26 protein-coding genes are annotated in these 25543 nt (G+C 26.6%); 25 read left to right on the top strand and 1 reads right to left on the bottom strand.

Annotated elements, in window-relative coordinates:
• Positions 1-11 precede the first annotated feature (11 nt).
• Complete coding sequence (locus AC11VW_RS06825; protein ID WP_484300652.1) at positions 12-620, top strand: ribonuclease H1 domain-containing protein; 609 nt, start codon at positions 12-14, stop codon at positions 618-620.
• A 42-nt stretch (positions 621-662) separates the two neighbouring features.
• Here the strand turns inward: AC11VW_RS06825 and AC11VW_RS06820 are convergent, their stop codons facing one another.
• The gene (locus AC11VW_RS06820) at positions 663-2456 is read right to left on the bottom strand and encodes a peroxiredoxin (protein ID WP_484300651.1); all 1794 of its coding nucleotides are present in this window, start codon (positions 2454-2456) and stop codon (positions 663-665) included.
• 249 nt (positions 2457-2705) lie between these two features.
• On the opposite strand from AC11VW_RS06820, the gene AC11VW_RS06815 reads away from it, so the two are divergent.
• From AC11VW_RS06815 to dnaG, 24 genes are all read left to right on the top strand, one after another.
• Positions 2706-2966, top strand: a complete 261-nt coding sequence (locus AC11VW_RS06815) for a hypothetical protein (protein ID WP_484300650.1) — start codon at positions 2706-2708, stop codon at positions 2964-2966.
• A 120-nt stretch (positions 2967-3086) separates the two neighbouring features.
• The gene (locus AC11VW_RS06810; RefSeq protein WP_484300649.1) at positions 3087-3848 is read left to right on the top strand and encodes a protein phosphatase 2C domain-containing protein; all 762 of its coding nucleotides are present in this window, start codon (positions 3087-3089) and stop codon (positions 3846-3848) included.
• Between the two features lie 211 nt (positions 3849-4059).
• Complete coding sequence (locus tag AC11VW_RS06805; RefSeq protein ID WP_484300648.1) at positions 4060-5451, top strand: UbiD family decarboxylase; 1392 nt, start codon at positions 4060-4062, stop codon at positions 5449-5451.
• 202 nt (positions 5452-5653) lie between these two features.
• Positions 5654-7168: a VanW family protein gene (locus tag AC11VW_RS06800; protein ID WP_484300647.1), complete on the top strand. Its 1515-nt coding sequence runs from the start codon at positions 5654-5656 to the stop codon at positions 7166-7168.
• A gap of 40 nt (positions 7169-7208) precedes the next feature.
• Positions 7209-7802 (top strand): helix-turn-helix domain-containing protein, encoded by a 594-nt coding sequence (locus AC11VW_RS06795; protein WP_484300646.1) that lies wholly within the window; start codon positions 7209-7211, stop codon positions 7800-7802.
• A 212-nt stretch (positions 7803-8014) separates the two neighbouring features.
• Positions 8015-9364, top strand: a complete 1350-nt coding sequence (locus AC11VW_RS06790) for a tetratricopeptide repeat protein (protein ID WP_484300645.1) — start codon at positions 8015-8017, stop codon at positions 9362-9364.
• A gap of 224 nt (positions 9365-9588) precedes the next feature.
• The gene (locus tag AC11VW_RS06785; RefSeq protein WP_484300644.1) at positions 9589-10554 is read left to right on the top strand and encodes a WG repeat-containing protein; all 966 of its coding nucleotides are present in this window, start codon (positions 9589-9591) and stop codon (positions 10552-10554) included.
• A gap of 121 nt (positions 10555-10675) precedes the next feature.
• Entirely contained in the window at positions 10676-11038 is a 363-nt protein-coding gene (locus tag AC11VW_RS06780) for a CidA/LrgA family protein (RefSeq protein WP_484300643.1), read from the top strand.
• Between the two features lie 2 nt (positions 11039-11040).
• Complete coding sequence (locus tag AC11VW_RS06775) at positions 11041-11730, top strand: LrgB family protein (RefSeq protein ID WP_484300642.1); 690 nt, start codon at positions 11041-11043, stop codon at positions 11728-11730.
• 438 nt (positions 11731-12168) lie between these two features.
• Positions 12169-13035 carry a YitT family protein gene (locus AC11VW_RS06770; protein ID WP_484300641.1) on the top strand — a complete coding sequence of 289 codons (867 nt, stop codon included), beginning with the start codon at positions 12169-12171 and terminating at the stop codon, positions 13033-13035.
• A gap of 377 nt (positions 13036-13412) precedes the next feature.
• On the top strand, positions 13413-14213 hold the full coding sequence (locus AC11VW_RS06765; protein ID WP_484300640.1) for an MORN repeat-containing protein: 801 nt from the start codon (positions 13413-13415) through the stop codon (positions 14211-14213).
• A gap of 146 nt (positions 14214-14359) precedes the next feature.
• Positions 14360-15343, top strand: a complete 984-nt coding sequence (locus tag AC11VW_RS06760; protein ID WP_484300639.1) for a CAP domain-containing protein — start codon at positions 14360-14362, stop codon at positions 15341-15343.
• A 26-nt stretch (positions 15344-15369) separates the two neighbouring features.
• Entirely contained in the window at positions 15370-16065 is a 696-nt protein-coding gene (locus tag AC11VW_RS06755) for a polysaccharide deacetylase family protein (RefSeq protein WP_484300638.1), read from the top strand.
• 161 nt (positions 16066-16226) lie between these two features.
• Positions 16227-16550 (top strand): hypothetical protein, encoded by a 324-nt coding sequence (locus AC11VW_RS06750; protein ID WP_484300637.1) that lies wholly within the window; start codon positions 16227-16229, stop codon positions 16548-16550.
• 237 nt (positions 16551-16787) lie between these two features.
• Positions 16788-17372 carry an anthranilate synthase component II gene (locus AC11VW_RS06745; protein ID WP_484300636.1) on the top strand — a complete coding sequence of 195 codons (585 nt, stop codon included), beginning with the start codon at positions 16788-16790 and terminating at the stop codon, positions 17370-17372.
• Positions 17372-18721: an aminodeoxychorismate synthase component I gene (gene pabB / locus AC11VW_RS06740; protein WP_484300635.1), complete on the top strand. Its 1350-nt coding sequence runs from the start codon at positions 17372-17374 to the stop codon at positions 18719-18721. The genes AC11VW_RS06745 and pabB overlap by 1 nt, the downstream gene beginning before the upstream one ends.
• Positions 18711-19454, top strand: coding sequence for an aminotransferase class IV (locus AC11VW_RS06735; protein WP_484300634.1), 744 nt, complete (start codon positions 18711-18713; stop codon positions 19452-19454). Before pabB ends, AC11VW_RS06735 begins: the two co-directional genes overlap by 11 nt.
• Positions 19455-19586: 132 nt before the next feature.
• A complete protein-coding gene (locus AC11VW_RS06730; RefSeq protein ID WP_484300633.1) occupies positions 19587-20288 on the top strand; it encodes a hypothetical protein in 702 nt (233 codons plus the stop codon).
• Between the two features lie 17 nt (positions 20289-20305).
• On the top strand, positions 20306-20878 hold the full coding sequence (gene folE / locus AC11VW_RS06725; RefSeq protein WP_484300632.1) for a GTP cyclohydrolase I FolE: 573 nt from the start codon (positions 20306-20308) through the stop codon (positions 20876-20878).
• A 22-nt stretch (positions 20879-20900) separates the two neighbouring features.
• Positions 20901-21692, top strand: coding sequence for a dihydropteroate synthase (gene folP / locus AC11VW_RS06720; protein WP_484300631.1), 792 nt, complete (start codon positions 20901-20903; stop codon positions 21690-21692).
• 9 nt (positions 21693-21701) lie between these two features.
• Positions 21702-22067, top strand: coding sequence for a dihydroneopterin aldolase (folB, locus tag AC11VW_RS06715; RefSeq protein WP_484300630.1), 366 nt, complete (start codon positions 21702-21704; stop codon positions 22065-22067).
• The gene (gene folK / locus AC11VW_RS06710; RefSeq protein ID WP_484300629.1) at positions 22060-22566 is read left to right on the top strand and encodes a 2-amino-4-hydroxy-6-hydroxymethyldihydropteridine diphosphokinase; all 507 of its coding nucleotides are present in this window, start codon (positions 22060-22062) and stop codon (positions 22564-22566) included. The genes folB and folK overlap by 8 nt, the downstream gene beginning before the upstream one ends.
• The gene (gene aroF / locus AC11VW_RS06705) at positions 22547-23329 is read left to right on the top strand and encodes a 3-deoxy-7-phosphoheptulonate synthase (RefSeq protein ID WP_484300628.1); all 783 of its coding nucleotides are present in this window, start codon (positions 22547-22549) and stop codon (positions 23327-23329) included. Before folK ends, aroF begins: the two co-directional genes overlap by 20 nt.
• 388 nt (positions 23330-23717) lie before the next feature.
• Entirely contained in the window at positions 23718-25535 is a 1818-nt protein-coding gene (gene dnaG, locus AC11VW_RS06700) for a DNA primase (protein ID WP_484300627.1), read from the top strand.
• Positions 25536-25543: the final 8 nt, after the last annotated feature.

Raw genomic sequence — 25543 nt, 5'->3', positions numbered from 1 at the left:
ATTGTAAGGAAGTGATCTATTTGAGTAAGAAAAAATTTTATGCTGTAAGAAAAGGAAAAAAAATAGGAATATATAATACTTGGAATGAATGTAAGGAACAAGTCAATGGATTTTCGGGAGCCGAATATAAAAGCTTCACAACTTTAGATGAAGCAAAAGAGTATGTAGAAGGCATAAAAGTTATAGAGTTTAAAAACTTAGAAAGTTCTGTAGAAGCATATGTAGATGGAAGTTATGAACATTGTATTAGAGCTTTTGGATCAGGGGTAGTTATATTAAAAAATAATATTGTTGAAAAAACATATAGTATAAAAGGACAAGATGAATCACTTGTAAGTATGAGAAATGTAGCAGGAGAAATTGAAGCTGCAAAAATTGCAATGGCATATTGCATAAGTAATGAAATAGAAAATTTAACACTATACTTTGATTATGAAGGAATTGAAAAGTGGTGCATGGGGATATGGAAGGCCAACAAAGAAGGAACAATAGCATATAAGAAATTTTATGATAGTATAAAAGATAAATTAAATGTGAAATTTGTTAAAGTAAAAGCTCATAGTGGTGATAAATATAATGAAGAAGCTGATAAATTAGCAAAAGCAGCTATAGGAATTTAAAAGTCTTGCAATAAATTGCAAGACTTTTAAATATTGTAAAAATTAAAATTCTACCAAATCTCCATAGATACCTTTTAATTCTTCTTTAAATAATACAGGGTCATTTATACTATCATTCATAGCTTTAACTAATATATTTGCTTGGTCATAAGTTGATGTCCAAGAGAATATTCCTCCTAAGCAATTTTTCAGTACATATTGACCTTTTAAATATATAGAAAGAGGATCATCATATGACATGGCAAACTGACCTTCTTTTACAAGATAAGGAACCTGAGCTTTTTCGTCAAAAACGTATTCATATCCATTTTTATTTATATAATTTTCTCTAAGTTGGTCATAAGATTTAGTGATTGTAGCTCCAAGTCTTCCGTAAAAAGGAATACCTAATAAAATTTTTGAAACAGGCATTCCAGCTGTTTCTAAATTTTTAATCCAAAGATCTACACTATATCCAGGTAAAGAAGATTCAGAATCATAAAAATTTGCTTGATGTTTTTTACCTGATTCGCCAGTTTCACCAGCAGTAAAGTCATAGCTCATAAGATTAAAATAATCTATAATAGGAGCTATTTTATTTATTTCAGCACTCTTATTTATATATGCTTTATCGCCGGTAGCAGCAACACTTAACCATTTATCATTACCAATAACATCTCTTATAGCAGTGAGAAGTAGTGTAAAGTTTTCTTTATCTTCAGGTCTAGATTTTATACCAGCTGCACTAACAGCAGGATATTCCCAGTCTATATCTACGCCGTCTAATTTATATTGATTTATTAACTTGTTAACTTGTCTAGCAAAATTGTATCTAGAAGCTGGAGTTAAAGCTGCATCAGAAAAACCATCTGCTCCCCACCCACCTATAGCAGCTATTACTTTTAAGTCTGGTTTTTCAGTTTTTAGATTTAGCAATTGATTTAAATACTTAGGTGTAGGAACGTACAATGTACCGTCAGGATTTATTTCTACAAATGCATAAATAACAGCATCTAAAAATGTAGAGTCAACATTTCTTGGATTACCTAAGACATACTCCATAACTATTGGAGCTACATCAGGACAATATGAAATATCAACAGGTTGACTTTTTATATTTGTTATTTGAGGTCGAGAATAATTTTTGCTTTTTTTAGAGGATTTAGATTTATAAGCAATGCAGTCTATACAATTATTATCATTAGAAATTTCTAAATTTTTATCAGGAACAAAACAAAGATACCAATCTACGCATGTACAGTTTTTATCACAGTTCTTAACTCTACTTTTTAATTCTTTGTAAGTTTTAGGATAAGGTAGTATAACTGGCATTCCAGGGAACCAGTTAGCTGGTGTTACAACGTTATCTCTATCACTTGTTTGTAGAGCTTCTATAATTCTTAGTATTTCAGGAATATTTCTACCTGTAGTTAGAGGGTAGTAAAGTATAGTTCTTAGAATTTGTTTATCATCGATTATAAATACAGATCTAATTGTTGAAGTATTGCTCATAGGTTCTGAAATCATTCCATATAATCTAGCAATTGTCATATCTCTATCTTCTATAATAGGGAAAGGTATTTCAACTCCAGTAAGAGAAAAAATATTATAAACCCAAGCTAAATGGGAGCTATTGCTATCAATGCTAAGCCCAATTAATTCTGCATTCCTTTTTTGAAACTCCGGATAGTATTTAGCAAAACACAAAAATTCTGTTGTGCAAACTGGTGTAAAATCACCAGGATGAGAAAATAGAACAACCCATTTACCAGTATAGTCAGATAGTTCAATAGGTCCAAATGTTGTATTAGCCTTAAAATTAGGAGTTTTTGATCCTAAACTTGGCAGACATGGCATATATATCACCCCTTAATTTAATAAAATATTACCTATTCTTATTGTATTAAATTATGGTGACTAATGTTACGTAGAATAAAATAACATTTTAGTAGTAATTCCAACAAAAAATATCAATATTAATTGCTATTTTTCATTATATTTGTTATAGTTAAGTAAGGAATTAAATGTAAAGATTTGTTATTATATGGGGTGAAAAAATTGAAGAAAGTCCTAAGAAAGTTGAAAAATATCTTAAGGGTGTTAATTATGTCGAGTGTGATCTGCTTATTGTTAACGTTCACATTAATAATAGTAAATGCTGTGATGGGAGTATTTATCGGATTAAATTATTATTTAATGATATTTACAGGATTAACTGTAGGTTTAACATTTGGATTAGTATTATTTAATTATAAAAAAATATTCTTTAGTAAAAAGAAAATACAAAAAAGTAAAAGTTCGGTACCTAGTAAGGTTAAAAGAGACAACTGCAGAGAAGTTGCTCAGACTAAAAGAAAAATATCATAATACATATAAAAGTACTTTTAACTTAAAACACAGTGATAACTGTGTTTTTTTTGTTATAAATTTCTATTATTTATAATAGAAAATAAGTAGAAATAAATTATGGAGGAGGAAATATTATTTATGGATCACAAAATATTTCAAAGTAGTGTAGTTGGGTATAAAAATATCTTGAAAAATTTCAATTCTCAAGATTATTTAGATTATAAAATCTTAGATAGAGCGATAATATGTACAGTTGCAGATGGTCATAGTGGTAAATTTTTCAAATATAGTGATACTGGCTCTAAATTAGCTTGTCATAGTGCAATAGAAATACTTGAGGAGTTGATAGATATACCTAAAGAGAATATATTAGAACAATTACAAACTGAGACTATACAAAAAAAAATATATGAAAGATGGATGTATTTAGTAGATGAAAATTATAAAGTAAGTAATCCAGTAGTTTTTAAAACCGAATACTTGAAGTATTCAACTACATTAATTTCAACTTTAATAACTGAAAAATTTAGATTATATTTAAAAATAGGAGATGGAAATGTAGTAAGTGAAGATGATGGGACTTTCAAAAAAATCATAAATACAAAAAACAAAACTATTGTAGATTCGCTTGGTAGATACGATTCATATCAAAATATTATGTATCATATAGAGGATATAAGTGAGTCAAAGGTAAATACCATAATTTTATTTACAGATGGGTATGAAAATAGCTTTAAGGATGATGAAAAATTATATAAAAGTCTAGATACTACTATTAAAAATTATAATAGAAGCGTATTTTCCAGAAGAATATTAAAAAAAGGATATAAAGAATATTTAAATCAATTAAGCCAATCTACTAGTTATGATGATATAAGTATTATATTTATTATGATGTAAATTTAAAAAACATTATTTCGCCTTAAGGTAATTAATAGTTTTATACTATCATTATCAAAATACCATAAAAAAACAAACGAAATTTTCTTAAATTTATTGAGGAAAAGGAATGAGTGTCATTGGATTATATGGTTAATAATGTATATATATGATATAATATAAAGAAGTTTATAGTATAAATAAATTACTAAAATTAAGGAAGGGAAAGATAATGAATTTTAAGGAATCCTTTGATAAATGTGTAGATTTTATAGATATACATAAAAAAATTATAATAGGGGCTTCATTATCAATGCTAGGATTAATAATCTTAATGATTATATTTTTAGTAAGTAGTGATGAATTTAGTATAGAAAAAGAATCTAATACATTATTTAAAAATATAGAACAACGTAAATATTCTATTGCTCTTGAAAATTATGAGAATTATAAGTCACAGTTTTCAGAAGCTAAACTTAAGAGATTTGATAAATCTATTTCAAAAAAAATAAATAAGTTACTTCTTGAAAGTGGAGATAAATATATAAATAAAGAAATAACAAAAGAACATTATATAGGAATTATAAATACTATAAATGTTTTAAGTACTATAGAGATAGACTTACAAAGGATAGTGGATCAAGCACAAAGAGTAAATGAAATGTATGAAAATGAAAATATAAGTTATGATATAGTACTATCATATATGAGTTTAGCGTCTACTTTAAATGGAATAACACATGAATTAGACATATACAAAAATAATATAAAAGAAATTTATGAATCTAGAAAAATATATGAAGAGGCTAACAAAAACGAAAACAATCGTATGTATTATGAAGCTATATTAGGATATGATAAAGTATTAGAAAAAGATAAAAAATATTATGATTTAGCGCAAGAACAAAAAAAAAAATGTATAGAAGATATGCATGACTATTATATACAAAAATCTGATGAATCCGGTGAAATGGGAAATTTTGAAGAAGCATTACAATATATACAGTATTTAAAAAAGTATTATGAAGAAGACGAAAATATATTATCTCTAGAAAAAGAATATAAGAAAAAATTATCTCTTTATACATTATCATCTGATGATATAATAAATTTAATATCAACAAAAAATGGAAAAATCAAAGATACTTTATCCATAAATTCATTTTATCAGATGATAGATGGTGAGAAATATTATTATGTAGAAGTTCTAGAATATGAAACTTTAATAGATGAAGTTTTAATAAATGCTAAAACTAAAGAAATTTATTCTTATAAAGATAGTGATAAAGACTATAAAACAGAGTATTCGAATGGATATTTTAGGTCTATTGGAGATGGGAAAATACAATTTACTATAAGTAAAGAAAAAGCTCAATTTATATTGAGTAACAAGCTTAATGAAAATGGAGATAAATATAAAGAAATATCAGAAATATCTAAAGAAAAGGCAAATAGATATATAAAAAATAAAGAAAGTTTAGATAAAACATTAGGAAAAAATAAAGATTTATATTATTATGAATTAGTGAATAAAGGCATATTTAAAGAAAAACAAGTTTATATTATAAATATGTATACTGAAAAAATATATATTATATCAGAAGATAAGATTAGTGAGTATTAAAGCGTGTTTTTAACACGCTTTAATGCTTTAATTTATAATATAGCATTATAAATTTAGATATTAATGAGTGCATATATATGTTTATTATACAAAATATATATAAAAAACTTATCAAATATTAAAATTCAATGCATTATAAAAGGATATATTAAATTTATATCTAAGTATAATATAACTAATTTGAAATTAAGGAGATACAAAAATGAATAATACAAGAAAAAAAACATATATTGGTGTGGGTATAGTATTAGGGATGATAATAATATTATTCATGGGATGTATAGGATTACAGGTAAGTGGAGACAAAATACTAAAAAACACATATATAAATGAAATTAATGTAGGTGGCTTAAGTAAAAAGGAAGCTAAAAAAGAATTAAAGCAACATTATAAATTAGAAAATATAGAAGTTACTTACTTAAATAAAAAATGGAGTATAAATAATAAAGATGTTGATTTATCTTATAACTTAGATAAAACTGTAGAAAGAGCTTATAGTACAAATAGAGGGAAATCATTCATAAATAATGTAGATAAAACTGTGAAATCAAGTTTAGGTAAAAAAAATAATTTAAAAATAAATATAAGCTACAATGAAGAAAAATTAAAAAAATCAGTAGAGCATATATCAAAAGAAATAAATTTAGAAGTAAAAGATGCAGGTATAAACGTAAATGGATCATCAATAGAAGTAGAAGATGGAAATAGTGGATTAAATGTAAATATAGAAGAAAGCATAAAAAATATTATAAGAGAGCTTGAAAAAGGAAATAAAAAGGAAGAATTAGTAGTTACTAAGGTAGAACCTAATATAAAGAAAGATCAATTACAAGAGGTAAATACGTTATTAGGAAATTACGCCACTAAATTTAATTCTTCAATAGCAGGAAGAAGCAGTAATATTAGATTAGCAGCAAGTAAATCAAGTGATGTTTTACTAATGCCAGGAGAGGTATTTTCTTATAATGAGCATATAGGTGAAACCAATTTATCTAATGGTTATAAAAATGCTCCAGTAATTGTACAAGGTGTTGTTCAAGAGGGAGTAGGTGGAGGTATTTGTCAAGTTTCATCTACATTATATAATTCAGTATTATATGCAGGGTTAGAATTAGTTAATATAAAAAATCACTCAATACCATCTAGTTATGTATCTATGGGAAGAGATGCAACAGTAACAGATGGAGGGATAGATTTTGTATTTAAGAACAACCTAAAATATCCTGTGTATATTAAGAATTATGTATCTGGAAATGTTGTAACGTGCCAAATATATGGAAGTTTAAAAGACAAACAAAATATACAAATATCTACTAGTACCGACGGGGTATCGGTGGCACCTATAAAAAAAGTGGAAGATCCAACAATACCAGCAGGGGAAGAAAAACAATTAGAATCGGGAAGAAATGGATATACAGTATCTACATATAGACTATATATAGATACTGATGGCAAAGTTATGAAAAAAGAAAAGGTAGCAACATCATATTATCCAAAGAAGCAAGGAGTAATAGCAATTGGAACTATGGAAGGTAAACCAGAACAACCACCAGTAAAACCTGAAATATCTCCTACAGTACCAGAACAACCGCCAGTGACACCGGATGTACCACCGACAGAACCAGAGACTCCACCGACGCAACCGGAGACTCCAGTGACACAACCGACAGAAAATAAACCAGAGGGTGTAAATCCTCAAGTACCATCAGTAAAATAAAAATGATTTAAAGTGTATTAATATATTAGGAGGTATTATTTTGAATTTAAATGAGATAACAAGTTATATTCAAAGCGTTTGTGAGAATATATCTAGTATACTTGAGGTAGATGTTACCTTAGTAAGCAAAGATTTAACTAGAATAGCTGGGACGGGAATATTTAAAGAAAAAATAGGAGAAAAAATACCCGAAAAAACTATATATTATAATGTACTTAAAAAAGGTAAACCCTATGTGATAAATAAAGAGCTAGAAGAAAAATGCAATCAATGTTGTAATAAATTAAATTGCAAAGAACTGGCCGATATATGTACACCAGTTAAATTTGAAAATTGTATAGTTGGAGTTTTAGGAATTGCAGCATTTAATGAAGTTCAAAAAAATAAAATACTTTCTAAAGACGAAGAACTAATAGATTTTATCAATAGTATGTCTGATTTAATATCTTTTAAACTAAATGAACTATATAATCAAGAAATTAAAACTATTGAACAATTAGAAAAAGAAGCTATTGAAAATGCTATAAGCAAATATGGAACTAATACAGAAGGGATGAAAAAAGTAGCAGATGCACTTAATATAGGAATAGCAACTTTATATAGGAAAATAAAGAAGTTTGATATTAGGTATTAGTGAAGAGATAGGAATAACTTAAATTAGAAATATTAAAGGGGTCTCTTAAAATATAAGATAACCCCTCTTTTAATATGCAAGTAAATTATATAAAAATAGCAAAAAATGTATAGTTTTGACTTAAAATATTAAATATGTTATCTTAGATATATAAATGAAAATGGGAGGCGATTAATATTTTAGGAAAAAATATTAAAAAAGATATACAGCAAATGTCTAGAAAAATTCTAGATATATCTTTGATAGAAGAAAATAAAAGTGATTTAACTTTTTTTAATATAGAAGAAGAAGAAACCAATGAAACGTTAAAGGTATTGAAACAAAGCTATGTTACAACTAACTATAAAGAAGAAACTATATTAAATTTACAAAATGCTTTAAACAGTAACTCAGATGATACATCAAAAGAACTAAAAATAGAATCATATAATAGATATAATAATGCTCTTGAATTAGCAGATAAAAACTATATAACTAGTGCTTGTTATACTGTAGAGAAAGCGCTAGAAATTAACCCTAAAGATGTTGATATTTTAAATTTAAAAGGATTGTTAACTTTATTAAAATGTGACTTTTCTAAGTCATTTGAAAGTTTTTATACTGCAATGTGCTACGGAAACAATGAACTATCTAGAAAATATGTTGATATGCTTTCTTCAGATGAATTCAATGTATTTTTAGGGAGATACAACCATTCGATTAGATTTATAAATGAAGAACTAAATCATGAATCTATACACATATTAGACAATATGATAGAAGAGGACCCTTATTTAATTGAACCATATATTATACTTTCGTTACTATATGATAAATTAGGAAATGTAAAAAAAAGGGAACTTTATTTACAAAAGCTTAGAGAAGTTGATAAAGACAATGCTTTATCTGAAGAAAAAGAAGAAGTCAATAGCTCAGATAAACAAGAAGAGAAAAAGGTTAAAAAAAGATCAAATAAAAAAAATAGAATACCTTATGTATTAATTGGTTGCATAGTTTTAGGTATGGGAGCGTATTTTGTTGAGAATAAGAATAAGATAGAAGAGTTAAATTCTCAAATTGTTAAAAAAGAACAAAAACTAGATGAAGCAGGAAAAGAATTAGATGAAAAGGAACAAAAAATAGAACAAAAAGACCAAGAATTAGATAAAGTAAAAAATGAAGAAAAAGAAGTTCAAGTATTGGTTTCAGATGAAGCAACGTTATATAGCGAAAGTTTAAAATTAAAGAAAAATAAAGACTATGAAGGTGCAATAGAAAATTTTAAACATGTTATAGATTCAGGTAAAAGTAAACAATATATATCAGAATCAATATATGAAGTGGCTTCATTAAATGAAAAATTAGGAAATAAAGATGAAGCTATAAAATATTATAAAAAGTATATAAATATATATACATCAAAAGATCAATACTATGATGATGCATTTTATCAATTAGGGATGTTATACTACAATAATGGAGAATTAGAAGAGGCTAAAAGTACATTTTATGGATTAAGAAGTGAAGTTCCAGATAGTATGTATAATAACTCAAAAGTAAAAGCTATTTTAAAAGAACAATAGATATATTATTTAATAAATAACTATTTTTAGTGTGTTTAAATTTCATACTTAAAGATAGTTATTTTTATTTACCAAGAATTTATAAATTATATGAATAATAAAATTTGTGATGAATAATGTAAATAAAAATAATACTACTAAAAGAATAAGCAGAGCATATATTATAAGATAATAAAATATAATAACGATACTATGCGTTTATTATTTAGTAGGGGGGGCTAAGTATGATAGAGAAAGATTTATTTCTTCCAGTACTTAGAGATGGTAAGTATGGATTTATAGACAAAGATAAAAATATTATAATAAAACCAAGATTCAAATATGTATCAGAAAGGTTTAGAGATGGGTATTGTGTAGTTACTTATATAAAAAAAATAAGAAAGTCGATAAGATGGGTTTTTGGATATATAGATCAAAGTGGTAATATACAAATATTTCTTCATTTAGATAGCGCATCAGAGTTTAATGAAGGGTTAGCAAGAATAAAAATAAATGATAATTATGGATATATAGATACATCATTAAGAGAGGTTATAAGACCTAAATTTGACTCAGCTGCTAATTTTAAAGAGGGATTAGCAGGTGTTAAAATTAATAAGAGGTGGGGGTTCATAAATAAAAATGAAGACATTGTTATATCTCCTGTATATACATATGTAAATCAATTTTTTGAAGGAAGAGGATTAGTTGAATTGAAAAATAAGTATGGTTATATAAATAAGAATGGAGAAGTTATAGTTTCTCCTCATTATGATATAGCAACAGACTTTTCAGAAGGTTTTGCAGCTGTAAGGGTGGATGATAAGTGGGGGTATATAGATAGAAGTGGGAACCTAAAGATTGATTTGTTATTTGATAGAGCAAAATCATTTTATGAAGGCCTAGCTGCAGTATGCATAGATGATAAATGGGGATATATAAATAAGCAAGGGGATATTGTAATAGACCCTATATTTGATTATGCATGTAATTTTAAAGAAGGATTAGCTAGGTTTAATATAGGATCGAACTCTTTAACAAGAGGAATAAGCACTCCTAAAGGTGGAATGTGGGGATTTTTAAATAAATCAGGAAATATAGAAATAATTCCTGTATTTGACTCTATATCTGATTTTGAAGACGGATATGCACAAGTTATACAAGGAAATAATAATAATTATATAGATAGATATGGAAAATTAATACTATAAATTAAAATTTGAAAATTTTTTATTTAAGTAGTAATATATAAGAGAAAAGGGAGAAAAATCTCCCTTTAATTTTTTGACGAACAGACGTAAAATACACAAAATTATTTTCAAGGAGGACAAAATGAAGATATTCAATCAACTAGCTCTAATACTTGGAGTATGGGGTGTAGGAGAGTATGTTAGCTCATTTATACAGAATATAGTAGTTGTACCAGGAAGTATAATTGGAATATTGTTATTATTTTTGCTTTTACAGTTTAAGGTTATAAAAATAGAAAGTATAAAAGAGTTGAGTGACTTTCTATTAGATAATATGGCTATATTTTTTATACCTGCAGGAGTATCATTAATAAATTCATTAAACCTCATAGCAGACAACATATTTGTTATTGTGATAAATATAGCATTAAGTACAGCTATAGTTATGTATGTAACAGGTATTATAGTTGAAAAAATGATACAAAATACAGCTAAGGAGAATTAATCATGTATAACATTTTAGACACACAAATATTTGGACTAGTATTAACGATTTTATTTTTTAATTTAGGTATATATATACAAAAGAAAACTAAAAGTCCAATTATGAATCCACTGTTAGTTTCAATTGTTGGAATTATACTATTTTTAAGTGTAACAAAAATACCTTATGAAAATTATAAAAAAGGAGCTGACAGTATAAACTTCTTCTTAGGTCCTGTAACGATTGTATTAGCTGTACCATTATACAAGCAATTTGAATTATTTAAAAAGTATATATTAGAAATAGTTATAGGTATAGGTTGTGGTGTAGTAGTATCATTTATATCTATAAAGATAATAGGAAGCTTAACTAATGCTAATATTGATATAATAAATTCTCTAATACCGAAATCTATAACAACACCTATGGGGATTTCCCTTACGAATACAATAAATGGTGTGGAAGCTATAACTGTTGTAGCTATAATCTTAACAGGTATATTAGGCGCTATAATTGCACCTACAATCTTTAAATTAGGGAAAATAAATAATCCTGTAGCTAAGGGTATAGCTTTAGGTACTTCAGCACATGCATTAGGTACTTCAAAAGCTATAGAACTGGGAGAAGTGGAAGGTGCCATGAGTGGACTATCAATAGGGATATCAGGAATAATTACTGTGATACTAATTCCAATTATAATAAACTTAATATAAAAAATAAAATAAATAAAAGATTAATATAAAAAATAAAATAAATTAAATTTAAAATTCATAGAGTGAAATAAATAAAATATTAATTTCATTTTAATGAATTTTAAATAAAAAAAATAATTATAATGAGGTATATTGTTTGTATATAATTACTGAAATTCAAATAATTGTATATGAATATTAAATGAGATATAAATTTTTATTATATTGCAAGATGTATTATAGATTTTTCTTTTACTGGTAGAAAATAATATATTATATCCAAAAATCAATACAGTAGAAATTTATATGGAAAATATTCGCCTAAAAATTCACTAGACATATAAAAAAAAGATAATATAATAGATGATGTATTAAAAATATACAAAGTATATTAATAAATCTGGTGTAAAAATACTACACAAAAAATATATGTGTAGAGATATTTGAAGGGAGAAAAAAATGAGTAAAGTTAACACCACTCTAGAAGACAATATTTTCTTAAGATACTTTGTCATAATTATAGGAATGACAATAGCATGTATAGGGATAAATGGTTTTTTAAGACCTGCACATTTATTAAGTGGAGGGGTGCCTGGTGCGTCAGCAGCTATAAACTACTTAACAGACATAAATATAGGACTTTTAACATTCTTGATAAATATACCAATATTTATTTTAGGTTTCATATATCTTGAAAAACAATTTTGTATTTATAGTTTAATAAATATGATAATATTTTCGATATTACTTGGATTAACTCAAAATGTAGGCCAGTTTATACCGATAAAGGATATATTGCTTCAAAGTGTATATGGAGGGGTAATGTCAGGTATAGGAACTGGACTTGTGTTTAAAACTAAATCATCTCAAGGTGGAACAGATATAATAGCAGCAATATTAAAGTTTAAAAAGAATATACCTATGAAAGACACAAGTCTTTCAATAAATATTATCATTGTTTTAGTAGGTGGAGCATTATTTGGAATGGAACTTGCATTATATACTCTTATTGCTATGTTTTTAAGTGCGTATGCAATGAATTCTGTAAAAGATGCAATGAATTATCAAAAGTCTGTAATGGTTATATCAAAAGAAAGTGAATTAATCGCAAAAGATATTATGGATAGATTACACAGAGGAGTTACATTCCTAGACGCTGAAGGTGCTTATACTCATGAGAGGAAAAAAATTATATACTGTATAGTTGCGTCAAATGAAATACCTAAAATAAAAGAAATTTCATTAAAATATGATAAGAAATCATTTATATCGGTTAATGATGTAACTGAAGTTAAAGGAAGAGGATTTAAGGAAAAATATTTATAAAAAATTAAAAAATGAATGTATTAAATATATAAAATTTGATATAATATATATTGAGAGGGTTGTTAATCCCTCTTAAACTCTAGAGTGGAATTCAAAACTATCGGACCTCGATATACATAGAAGTATATGGAAGTAAGCAGAAGAGATTTTTATAAAGTATAATGAACTGAGCGGGTAGCTAAAGCTATTTATGGCAATCGGATGATATGTTACTAAAAAGTAGGATATTCCATATTTATGGAATATCCTACTTTTTATGTGTTAAATAGTTTAATATATATTATGAAAAATTTATTTATATATGGAAAAATATATGAAAATTAAGATATAATAAGTTTAGGCTAATAACTGACAAACATTGATAGGAGAAATACAATATGAATTTATCTAAAGAATATGTTAATATATATAATCAATACTTAAAACTTATAAATGATACAAAAAAAGAAATTAAATCAATAAAACTTATACAAAAAATAACAACTAAAAGACAAGAAAAAGCTACAAATGAGGAGATTTTAGCATTAGAAAATGAAGATATAAATATGGAGGAAGAAATATATAAATCCAAAAAAGCTACTAATAAAATATATAATTTTTCAAATGGAGATGTATATATAGGTAAAATAATTGATGGAAATATAAATGGAAAAGGTATATACACTTTTATAGAAGGGATAGAGTATGTAGGAGAATTTAAAAATAATATGAAAGATGGCAATGGTATATGCACATTTAATAATGGGAATATATATACAGGATTATTTAAAGAAGACAAAATGAATGGAATCGGTCAAATGATTTATAATAGTCAAAATGAATATATAGGAAACTGGGAAAATGGTAAACGAAATGGTATGGGTATATACAAATGGAATGATGGATGTATATATGTAGGAGAATTTAAAAACAACAAAATGGAAGGCAATGGAGCCTGTTATGATACAAATGGTAGATTGATATATGATGGAAGTTGGAAAAATAACCTAGCTCATGGAATAGGCATGTATGTATGGGAAGAAGGTAAAATGTATAAAGGAGAATTTGTACATGGAAAAAGACATGGACAAGGAACTTTTTACTTAAATCATGAATTGGTATATGAAGGAACGTGGAAATTTGATAAACCATCAATATTTAATAGAACTTTAGATGAAATATTTTCATTTATACGATAACCTTATCTAAGCAAAGATAAGGTTTTTTTATATTTGAAGAATTATAATTAGAATATAATAAAATTAAATTATTAAACAAGACAAGTATGAATATCTTATAAATGTACACTATGTTAAATAGGGAAAATTGATTGGAGAGTGATGAATTGAAAAAGGTAGTATTTATAGGAGTTATTTTAGTAAGTGTATTATTTTATAATTTAAAAGAAGGTAAAAATAGAGACGAAATTTTAAGTAAATCTGAGGTATCAAATGGAAATGTAGTTTATGATTCAAATAAAGGAAGTACAGATATAAAAAACTTTGAACAAATAAGCATAGGAGATACTAAAGATTATGTACTGTCATTAATAGGTAAACCAGCTAGGATTGATGAAAGTGAATATAATTTTAAATGGTATGTATACAATCAATACAAAGAAAATTTTGTTATGATTGGAATAAAAGATGATGTAGTGGTTGGACTTTATACTAATTTTATAAACTCGGTGGAAATAGAAAATGTATCTATAAATGATAATAAAAAAATTGTAATAGAAAATTATGATCCATTAGAATATAAGAAAAAAGGAAATACTAGATACATAATAAACTCAAATAATCAATATGATATAGTCAAAGAAGATAACAAATATATAACTTTCTTTTATGATATTTATGAAGAAAATAGAGTATGTTCATACCAAATAATAAGTAATGATGCAGAATTAAGTTTAAGTAAAATGTATCCAAGTCCTAGCGAAGAATTAAAAAAGAGTTTTGAATTACAAGTAATAGACCTTGTAAATAGTGTTAGATACCAAAGAGATTTAAATGATTTAAAGTATAGTGAAAAAGCAACGATAAGTTCTAGAAAACATAGTCAAGATATGATGGTGAAAAAATATTTTGATCATACAAATAAAGAAAATAAAAGCCCATTTGATAGAATGAAAGCAGAGGACATTGTATATATGAGTGCTGGTGAAAATATAGCAGCAGGTCAAACAAGTGCAATATATGCACATGAAGCATGGATGAATTCTGAGGGTCATAGAAAAAATATTTTGGGGGATTATAATAATATAGGAGTTGGAGTTGCATTTGGAGGTCATTACAACATATATTATACTCAAAATTTCTATAGATAGAAAAATGTTGAAAGGAAGTCATAAATATGAGACATAAGAAAAAAAAGTTAACACTTGTTATATTAAGTTTAATTGCTATATTAAGTTTTAATACTTGTGTATACGGACAAGATGAAGAAGTATTTGTGAAAAATGGACCAAGAGATAAGAAAGTAATAGCATTAACATTTGATGATGGACCTCATCCAAAGGAAACTAATCAAGTTTTAGATGTATTAAAAAGATACGATGTAAAAGCTACATTTTTTATAGCAGGTAAGCATGCAAATTGGTACTCAAAGCCACTGATTAGAGCAAGTGAAGAAGGTCATGAAATAGGAAATCATACTTTTAATCATCCAGATATAAGTAATTTAAGTAGAGATCAATTAGAAAAAGAAATAGTAGAGTGTGAAGATATACTTGTAAAGCTAACAGGAAAAAAACCTACATTATTTAGGCCTCCATATGGGAGTTATAAAAAAGAAGCATTACAAGATATTGCTAAAAAATATGATTACAAGATAGTATTATGGACTACTATAGACGCAAAAGATTGGCAAAATCCTGGAGCGTGTAAAATTGCAGACACAATAATTAATAATTCTAAAAATGGAGATATAATTTTATTACATGATTATGCTACAGACAATACCGTTGAAGCTCTTGAAATATTAATACCTAAAATGGTAGAAAAAGGGTATAAGTTTGTAACAGTTTCAGAGTTAATAGATAATAAATAAATTAAAAAAATAAGAATATATGCAATATATATTTAATATATTCTAATTATAATAACAATATATGCAAATAAAAAAAATAAAAAATAAAAAAATATAAAACATTTTTGAAAAAGATTAATATATATATATTAAGACTATCTTGAAAAGGATTGATTTAATATATGTATAATAAAATCTATGAAAAAAAAGAATTTATCATATTTCAGGTGAAGGAAGGTTATATCGTCTACAATACTAAAAAGGTTTTTCAAGAAGGTCATACGCATCTAAAGCACTTTGAGGCAGCCAAAACAGCGGTGGACTTAGTAATAAATAAAAAAATTCCAAAAAGTACGGATGGATATTATTTATCAAGTCTTATAAGGATTTCTGATGATGATAACTATATAAATAAAATCAATGCTTTAATAGAAGCAAGAGCGAAAAAAGGAAAAAAAGAAAAGTATTATAATCCAGGATATAAACTTTCAAAAAGGAGCATATAATGCTCCTTTTTTGTGACGAATTTATAACCTATGAGGCAATAATATATTCAAAATTAGTTTTAGATATCAATTAATAATTATACTATGAAACTATCTAATAAATAATACTTAAAAATGACTGTATTGACAGGTATTTCCATAAAAATATATAATTATTAATGTACATAGATAAAATACTAAAATCCGATTAATTGTATAGTTAAATACATATTCGGAATCTTATTGGGGGGAATAGAAATGATTCTTATGATAGACAATTATGATTCATTTGTTTATAACTTAGTTCAATATATTGGAGAACTAGGTGAAGAGGTGTTGGTAAAAAGAAATAACGAAATAAGTTTAAGTGAAATTGAAGAGTTAAACCCAGAAATGATAGTTTTATCGCCAGGTCCTTGCTCACCAAAAGAAGCAGGTATCTGTATTGATGTAGTAAATAAATTTAAAGGAAAAAAACCTATACTTGGAATTTGCTTAGGACATCAAACTATAGGGCATGTATTTGGAGGAGCAGTTATAAAAGCTACACAGCCTGTACATGGAAAGGTTCATAGTATAAAACATACTAATAAGGGTGTATTTAAAGATTTAAATAATCCTTTAAATGTAACTAGATATCATTCACTAGTAGTAGACTTAGAAAGTTTACCAAAAGATCTAGAAGTAACAGCTTTGACAAATGAAAATGAGATAATGGGTATAAGACATAAAAAATACCTTATAGAAGGTGTCCAATTCCATCCTGAAGCTATTTTATCAGAACAAGGTCATGACATACTTAGAAACTTTATAAAGCAAGCAAGACAAGGGGGACAAAGATAATGATAAGAGAAATAAGTACTAAATTAAATTCTTTCGAGATTTTTACTATATTTAAGGATGAAGAAAATAGTTTTATATTAGATAGTGCTATGGACCCTAAAAAACTAGGGAGATATTCTTTTATAAGTAGTAACCCTTTTAAAGTATTAAAATATAAAGACGAAGAAAAGAATCCACTAGACAATTTAAAAGAAGAATTAAATAAATATAAAGTGAAAAATAATACACATCTGCCATTTACAGGAGGTGCAGTAGGATATCTATCTTATGACTTAGGAAACTACGTGGAAAAGCTTCCTAGGACGGCTAAGGATGATACAAATGTATATGATTTATACTTTGGATTATATAACTGGGTAGTAGTGATAGACCATTTAGAAGAAAAAACATACATAGCTACTCCAGATTTAGATACTAAAAACGAAGAAAATATAATTTATGAAATAGAAAATAAAATAAAAGAAGCAGAGATAAATGGAATAGATAGTATTTGTTATGAAGAAAAGGAAGTTGAACCAATAAAATTATCTTCAAACTTTACCAAAGTAGAATTTGAAGATGCAGTTAGAAAAGTTCAAAGCTATATAAGACAAGGTGACATATATCAAGCAAACTTAACTCAAAGATTTAGTGGGCAAACTAAGCTGTCAAGTTATGAACTTTATAGAGATTTGAGAAGATTTAGTCCAGCACCATTTGGAGCGTTTTTAAATTTTAAAAATAGTAGTGTATTATCCAACTCTCCAGAAAGATTCATAAGATGTATAGGTAAAGAAGTTGAAACGAGACCTATAAAAGGGACTAGACCAAGAGGGAAAACTGTAGAAGAAGATTTAAGACTTCAAGAAGAACTAAGAAATAGTGAAAAAGATAGAGCCGAGCTACTTATGATAGTAGACTTAGAAAGAAATGATATTGGAAGAATATCAAAAATAGGAAGTGTAAAAGTTCCAGAGTTATTTGTAATAGAGCCTTATGCAAATGTAAATCATTTAGTAGCTACTGTAGTTGGAGAATTAGATGACGATAAAGATTGTGTAGACGCTATAAAAGCTACATTCCCAGGAGGGTCTATAACAGGAGCACCGAAAATTAGAGCTATGGAAATAATAGATGAATTAGAACCAACACAAAGGAATGTATACACAGGTTCTATAGGATATATAGGATTTAATGGAGAGATGGACTTAAACATTGCAATAAGAACTATTGTAAAACAAAATGAAAATGTATACTTCCAAGTTGGAGGAGGCATGACTTGGGACTCAAAGCCAGAAGAGGAGTACCAAGAAACATTAGACAAAGCTCAATCTATAATGAAAGCATTAAGAGGTTATTATGAAGAATAAGGTATCTTTTGATAGTGATTTAACTAAGTTTGGTATAGGTTTATTTGAAACAATTAAAGTGAAACAAGAACCTATAGATATAGATTTACATATGGATAGAATGTTTAATTCAATGAAAGAGTTAGATTTAGATTTTAAGTATGAAAAGGAATATCTAAAACAAGAAGTTGTAAAACATATAAGAGAAAATGAAATATTTAATAAAGCTATTAGATTAACTGTATTTGATGAAGGATACAATATTTCTACTAGAGATATACCATATAGCAAAAAAATGTATGAAGAGGGATTTAAACTTAATATATCTCCTATAAAAAGAGGAGATAGTATAATATATAAGCATAAGACTACGAATTATTTTGAAAGTATCTATACTAAAAATTATGCAGTTGAAAAGGGATATGATGATGGGTTATTTATCGATTTAAATAATATAGTTTTAGAATGTTCTATGAGTAATATATTTTTTATAAAAGATAAAAAAATATTTACACCAAATAGCAAATTACCTATATTAAATGGAACAACAAAAAGAAGGATTATAGACATTTGTGACGAATTAGATATACAGGTGGAAGAATTAGAAATAAAATCAAATCAAATCAAAGAATTTGACTTTGTTTTTGTGAGTAATAGCCTTATGGGGATGATGAAAATCACTCATATAGAGAAAATTAAATATAATGAATATAATGAGCTGTTTAATAAAATATTATCCTGTATGCAATCTTAAGAGTTAAATGAAAATATTTTGCCAATAAGATACTTAAATAAGTTCTTAGTTTGTAGATTGCTTGAGCAACTTGTTGGCAAATTAATTGAGTCAAATGAGCGAAGTGAAATTTATGTCTGATGGAGAAGAAATATGACTAAAGGGGTTTATGAGATATACAAAAATGAAATAAATAAAATAATAAAAAATGAAAATACAGAATCGGTTTTTTTAGTAGGGTCTTCAAAAGAAATAAGCTTAGGTAAAGAAAATGTGAAATTAAATGATATTGATATATTTGTGTTTGTAGAAAAAGGGGATATGCAAATAAGAGAGATCAAAAATATAGATGGAATAGAGTTTGATATCAACTATTTTTCAAAAGAAGGAATTAAAAAGTTAATAGATTCTAAAGAATACTTCTTTTTAAAAGAAATGTCACAACCTAAAATAATCTATGATAAAACAAAAAAAAATATTGATATCATAAATTTATGTAAAGTGAAATTTAAAGAGGGACCAAAAGAATTATCTAAAGAAGAAAAATATTACATAAAAAGTGATATAAAATCAAAAATAGATAGATTAAAAAATAAAGATGAAGTAGAGAAATTTGAATATGAGTTTTTGACGAATTTATATTTAAAAGATATAATAGTGGGGTATTTTAGTATAAATAATAAATGGATACCTAAGGATAAAAATCTATTCAAAGAGTTAAGAGTGGAAAATTTAGAGCTATTTAATTTAATACAAAAGATTAAAATAAATTATAACTATGAAGATTTATTAAATGTTTATGAATATATATTCAAAAATATAGAAATAAGCAAAAACATAAGAATAACTTACTAATCAAGGGGGCTAAACCAATGAGCAAGGTAGATAAGGATAAGATAAGAAATGCAGTAAGAGACATATTAGAGGCAATAGGAGAAGATCCAGATAGAGAAGGGTTATTAGACACTCCAGACAGAGTAGCTAGAATGTATGAAGAAATATTTGCAGGGCTTCACCAAGACCCTAAAGATCATTTAAAAGTAATTTTCCAAGAAGAAAGTCATGAGGAACTAGTATTAGTTAGAGATATACCTTTTTATTCATGCTGTGAACATCACATAGTTCCATTTTTTGGAAAGGCTCATATTGCATATCTGCCAAAGGGTGGAAAATTAACAGGTCTTTCTAAGCTAGCTAGAGTTGTAGAGACTTTTGCTAAAAGACCACAACTACAAGAGAGAATAACTAAAGGTATTGCAGATATAATAATGGAAGAACTTGAGCCATATGGAGTTATAGTTGTTGTTGAAGCAGAACATATGTGCATGACTATGAGGGGTGTTAAAAAACCTGGATCAAAAACAATAACATCAGCAGTAAGGGGAATATTCCAAAAAGATATAGCAGCTAGAGCAGAAGCTATGAGTTTAATAACTATGAAATAATAAATTAGGAGAAATAGATAATATGTTTGATTATGGAAAAAAGACTTATATAATGGGAATATTAAATGTTACTCCAGACAGTTTTTCTGATGGTGGAGATTTTAGTAGTGTAGATATAGCAGTTAATCATGCTAAGGAAATGATAAAACAAGGTGCAGACATAATAGATTTAGGAGGAGAGTCAACTAGACCAGGTCATGATTATGTAGATGCTAAAGAAGAATTAAAAAGAATTATACCAGTTATAAAGAAGTTGAAAGAAGAGATAAATGTACCTATATCAGTAGATACATATAAATCAGATGTTGCAAAAGCTTCTTTAGAATTAGGTGTTGAAATGATAAATGATATATGGGGACTTAGAAAAGATGAAAACATGGCAAATGTTATAGCTAAGCATGATGCACATGTTTGTATAATGCATAATCAAGATGGTAGTGAGTATGATAAGGATATAATGGAAAGTATAAAAAAATTCTTATTAGAAAGTATAGAAATAGGATTAAATGCAGGTATAAAAAAAGAAAAGATAGTATTAGATCCAGGTATTGGATTTGGAAAAACACTTGAGCAAAATCTAGAGGTATTAAAGAGATTAGAGGAATTAAAAGATTTAGGATATCCAGTTCTTCTTGGAACATCTAGAAAATCTGTAATAGGAAATGTACTAAATGTAGAACCTAAAGAAAGAGTGGAAGGTACTATAGCAACAACGGTTCTTGGAATAAGAGATGGAGTTGATATAGTTAGAGTACACGATATAAAAGAAAATATAAGAGCAGCTAAAATGGCTGACGCTATATATAGAAGATAGAGGGATACTATGGACAAAATATTAATGCAAAACCTTGGATTTTATGGGTATCACGGCCTTTTAAAAGAAGAAAGCGTGTTAGGGCAAAAGTTCTTTTTAGATATAGAACTAGATATCAACACTAAAGAAGCTGGTTTAACTGACGATATGACTAAATCAGTTAGTTATGCAGATGTTTATGAAGTCGTAAAGGATATAGTTCAAAATCAAAGATTCAACTTATTAGAAGCATTAGCCGAAAATATAGCTAAAGAAGTATTAGAAAAATTTGATTTAGTTAAAGGAATAATGATTAGGGTTAAGAAGCCAGAAGCACCTGTAAATGGAATTTATGATTACTTTGGTGTGCAAATAAGGAGAGCTAAAGATGAATAGAGTTTATCTAGGTCTTGGAACTAATATGGGAGATAGATTAGAATATCTTCATGGAGCTTGTCAAATTTTAAGTAAAAATAATTCTATAAATATAACTAAGAAATCAAAAATATATGAAACTAAAGCTTGGGGATATACAGATCAATCAGATTTTTTAAACATGTGTTTAGAAATAGAAACTACACTAGATACATATGAATTGCTAGAAGTATGTCAAGAAGTCGAAAAAAAGCTGAATCGAGAACGAATAATAAGATGGGGACCAAGGACTATTGATGTTGATATATTATTCTTTAATGATATAATATTAGACGACGAAAAATTATTAATACCTCATCCAAGGATAAGTGAGAGAGCTTTTGTACTTATACCTCTTATGGATTTAAATAGTAACCTAAAAATAAAAGAAGCAACTATAGAGAATTATTTAAATTCGCTAACTTGTGAGGAAAGAGAACAAGTAAAGGAGTATGTAGGCGATGAAAAAAAACATATTTAATGAAAATTTTAAATTTGAAATAAATTTATGCGATGAAAAAAAATTAATAGCAAAACAAGATAAACTTATAATGGCAGGGCCATGCGCCATTGAAAGTTATGAACAACTTTTGGAAACTGCTAAGTTTGTAAAAAGTAAAGGTGCAAATATATTAAGAGGTGGAGCATATAAGCCTAGAACATCTCCAAATTCATTTCAAGGGTTAAAAGAAGAAGGTCTAGAGATATTAAAGGCAGTTAAAAAAGAAACTGGTTTGCCTGTGATAACGGAACTTATGGATGCCCGAGAATTAGATAAGTTATATGAAGTAACTGATGTGATTCAAATTGGATCAAGAAATATGCAAAATTTCACTTTATTAACAGAAGTAGGTAAACAGGATAAGCCCGTGATGTTAAAAAGAGGAATATCCGCGAGTATAAGTGAATGGATAGGTGCAGCTGAATATATAGCTGTAGGTGGAAATCAAAAGATAATAATGTGTGAAAGAGGTATAAGAACATATAATGATTATACTAGAAATACATTAGACTTAGCGGCAGTACCTATAATTCAAAAAGAAACAGGTCTTACTGTAATTGTAGACCCATCTCATGCTACAGGAGTTAGGTATTTAGTTAAACCAATGTCTATAGCATCTCTTGCAGCTGGAGCAGATGGTATCATGGTGGAAGTTCACCCAGATCCAGTTAATGCATTATCAGATGGAATGCAATCACTTCATTTTGATGAATTCGAAGATTTAATGAATTCTATAAAATAGTTGAAAAGAGGTTAAACACCTCTTTTTTTTATTGAATAAAATAAAAAAAATTAAAATTCAAAAAATAAGGGTAAATATAATTTAAATAGGTAAAATTATATAAGCATAAAAAAATATCAAGTGCTAAAATTTTCCATTTTAAGTTTTTTTATTTAGCAAAATAAAATAGATAATCTTTATATTAAATATAGGTATTAATTATTGAAAATTATGTAAATAATCAATAATGAATGCAATGTATTTCCAAAAAAAGAGAAAAAAATAAAAAATTCGATTTTAAGAAGGATATTAACAAAAAAAGTCGAATTCTGTATAATGAGGATTTGACAAATTCAAAATATAATGTAAAATAGAAATGTTAGAAAAAATTACACCAGAAGGTGATAATATGAATGATATAAAAGAAATAATAGATGAATTAAAAAGTAGATGTGACATAGTTAGTGCAATATCCCAATATATAGAGGTAAAACAATCTGGCGCGAATTATAAAGGATTATGTCCTTTTCATGGCGAGAAAACACCATCGTTTTATATAAATACATCAAAGCAAATATATAAATGCTTTGGATGTGGAGAAGGTGGAGATGTAATTAACTTTGTTATGAAGATGGAAAATTTAGATTTTATGGATGCAGTAAAATTACTCGCAAAAAGGTATGGAATAGAAATCAATACTAATATGGATGAAGAATCTAAAATTAGAATGGAAAAGATAAAAAGGTTTCAAGATATACATATAGAAGCGGCTAGATTTTACTTTGCAAACTTGCTAAGTGGAAAAAATTATGGTTATGAATATCTAAGAAAAAGAGGATTAGATGATAAAATTATAAAAAAATTTGGACTAGGATATTCACTAGTATCATGGAATTCACTTATGGACTATTTAATATCAAAGGGAAATACAAAAGAAGAGCTAATAGAATGTGGTCTAATAACGTATAAAGAAGAAGGAAATAAAACCTATGATAAATTTAGAAATAGAGTAATGTTTCCTATATTTGATTATAGAGGGAATGTAATTGGTTTTGGTGGAAGAGTATTAGATGATTCGCTACCAAAATATTTAAATTCTCCAGATACTTTAATATTTAATAAAAGACAAAATTTATATGGATTAAATTTTGCAAGAAAAGAAATAACAAATAAAACTGTAGTTTTAGTAGAAGGTTATATGGATTTAATATCTCTTTATCAATATGGGATAAAAAATGTAGTAGCTACACTGGGAACAGCATTGACAGAACAACAGGGAATGTTAATAAAACGATATGCAGAGACTGCTATTATATCTTATGATTCAGATGAAGCCGGAATAAAAGCAACACTAAGAGCTATAGAAATACTTAATAAATTAGATATTAGTGTGAAAATATTAGATTTAAATAAATCTAAAGATCCAGATGAATTTATTAGAAAGTACGGATTAAATGAATATAAAAAAGCAATGGATACTTCTGTTCACCAAATAAAGTATAAAATAGATAATCTTAAACGAAGTTTTAATATGCAAAAAGATGAAGATAGGGTGAAATTTGCAAAAGAAGCATCTAAAATAATCAAAGGCTTAAAAAGTGATGTAGAAATTGATTATTATACTAAATATTTATCAAATCAAATTGATATAAGCGTTGAGTCAATAAAAAGAGAAGTTTATGGAAAAAGTTATGATAAATTACAAAGTAAAAAATATAATAAATTTGATAAATATAAAAATAAAAAAGAAGATAAAGTAATAGAAAAGCCTAAGACTATAATTAATGGCGAAAAATTTGTTGAAGAAAGCCTTATAAAAATAATGATAGAAGATAAAAATCTTAGAGATATAGTATTACTTAAGGTAGATGAAAATGATTTTTCACTAAAGGATAGTAAAGAAATTTTAAATTATATAATTAAAAATCAAGAATTGGACAAAATACCTATTGACAAAATGAAAAGTTCAAACGTATCCGAAGAATATTTAAAAGAATTACAAAATATATCTTTAAACAACATGAACTTACAAAATATCAAAAGCATAGATGAGATAGTAAAAAATATGAAGAAGAATACACTTCATGAAAAAATGAATAGATTGCTAGAAGAACAAAAAAATATTGAAAATAACAAAAATATTAGTGATGCGAAAGAGGTAGATGGTAAGATTATGGAAATTGCTTTAAACATCGTGGAAATAAGAAGAATGTTACAAAGGTTATAGAGAAGGGA

The organism is Romboutsia sp., assembly GCF_056995035.1.
This window is presented reverse-complemented; position numbering and strand designations above follow the sequence as displayed.

Excerpts from the sequence above, each read along its gene's own strand:
- folK (WP_484300629.1), top strand. The coding sequence starts at position 22,060 with ATGAATAGAGTTTATCTAGGTCTTGGAACTAATATGGGAGATAGATTA.
- AC11VW_RS06765 (WP_484300640.1), top strand. The coding sequence starts at position 13,413 with ATGAATTTATCTAAAGAATATGTTAATATATATAATCAATACTTAAAA.
- AC11VW_RS06730 (WP_484300633.1), top strand. The coding sequence starts at position 19,587 with ATGACTAAAGGGGTTTATGAGATATACAAAAATGAAATAAATAAAATA.
- AC11VW_RS06805 (WP_484300648.1), top strand. The coding sequence starts at position 4,060 with ATGAATTTTAAGGAATCCTTTGATAAATGTGTAGATTTTATAGATATA.
- folE (WP_484300632.1), top strand. The coding sequence starts at position 20,306 with ATGAGCAAGGTAGATAAGGATAAGATAAGAAATGCAGTAAGAGACATA.
- AC11VW_RS06755 (WP_484300638.1), top strand. The coding sequence starts at position 15,370 with ATGAGACATAAGAAAAAAAAGTTAACACTTGTTATATTAAGTTTAATT.
- AC11VW_RS06800 (WP_484300647.1), top strand. The coding sequence starts at position 5,654 with ATGAATAATACAAGAAAAAAAACATATATTGGTGTGGGTATAGTATTA.
- AC11VW_RS06815 (WP_484300650.1), top strand. The coding sequence starts at position 2,706 with ATGTCGAGTGTGATCTGCTTATTGTTAACGTTCACATTAATAATAGTA.
- dnaG (WP_484300627.1), top strand. The coding sequence starts at position 23,718 with ATGAATGATATAAAAGAAATAATAGATGAATTAAAAAGTAGATGTGAC.
- folB (WP_484300630.1), top strand. The coding sequence starts at position 21,702 with ATGGACAAAATATTAATGCAAAACCTTGGATTTTATGGGTATCACGGC.
- AC11VW_RS06745 (WP_484300636.1), top strand. The coding sequence starts at position 16,788 with ATGATTCTTATGATAGACAATTATGATTCATTTGTTTATAACTTAGTT.
- AC11VW_RS06775 (WP_484300642.1), top strand. The coding sequence starts at position 11,041 with ATGTATAACATTTTAGACACACAAATATTTGGACTAGTATTAACGATT.
- AC11VW_RS06810 (WP_484300649.1), top strand. The coding sequence starts at position 3,087 with ATGGATCACAAAATATTTCAAAGTAGTGTAGTTGGGTATAAAAATATC.
- AC11VW_RS06790 (WP_484300645.1), top strand. The coding sequence starts at position 8,015 with ATGTCTAGAAAAATTCTAGATATATCTTTGATAGAAGAAAATAAAAGT.
- folP (WP_484300631.1), top strand. The coding sequence starts at position 20,901 with ATGTTTGATTATGGAAAAAAGACTTATATAATGGGAATATTAAATGTT.
- pabB (WP_484300635.1), top strand. The coding sequence starts at position 17,372 with ATGATAAGAGAAATAAGTACTAAATTAAATTCTTTCGAGATTTTTACT.
- AC11VW_RS06820 (WP_484300651.1), bottom strand. The coding sequence starts at position 2,456 with ATGCCATGTCTGCCAAGTTTAGGATCAAAAACTCCTAATTTTAAGGCT.
- AC11VW_RS06785 (WP_484300644.1), top strand. The coding sequence starts at position 9,589 with ATGATAGAGAAAGATTTATTTCTTCCAGTACTTAGAGATGGTAAGTAT.
- AC11VW_RS06750 (WP_484300637.1), top strand. The coding sequence starts at position 16,227 with ATGTATAATAAAATCTATGAAAAAAAAGAATTTATCATATTTCAGGTG.
- aroF (WP_484300628.1), top strand. The coding sequence starts at position 22,547 with ATGAAAAAAAACATATTTAATGAAAATTTTAAATTTGAAATAAATTTA.
- AC11VW_RS06735 (WP_484300634.1), top strand. The coding sequence starts at position 18,711 with ATGAAGAATAAGGTATCTTTTGATAGTGATTTAACTAAGTTTGGTATA.
- AC11VW_RS06780 (WP_484300643.1), top strand. The coding sequence starts at position 10,676 with ATGAAGATATTCAATCAACTAGCTCTAATACTTGGAGTATGGGGTGTA.
- AC11VW_RS06770 (WP_484300641.1), top strand. The coding sequence starts at position 12,169 with ATGAGTAAAGTTAACACCACTCTAGAAGACAATATTTTCTTAAGATAC.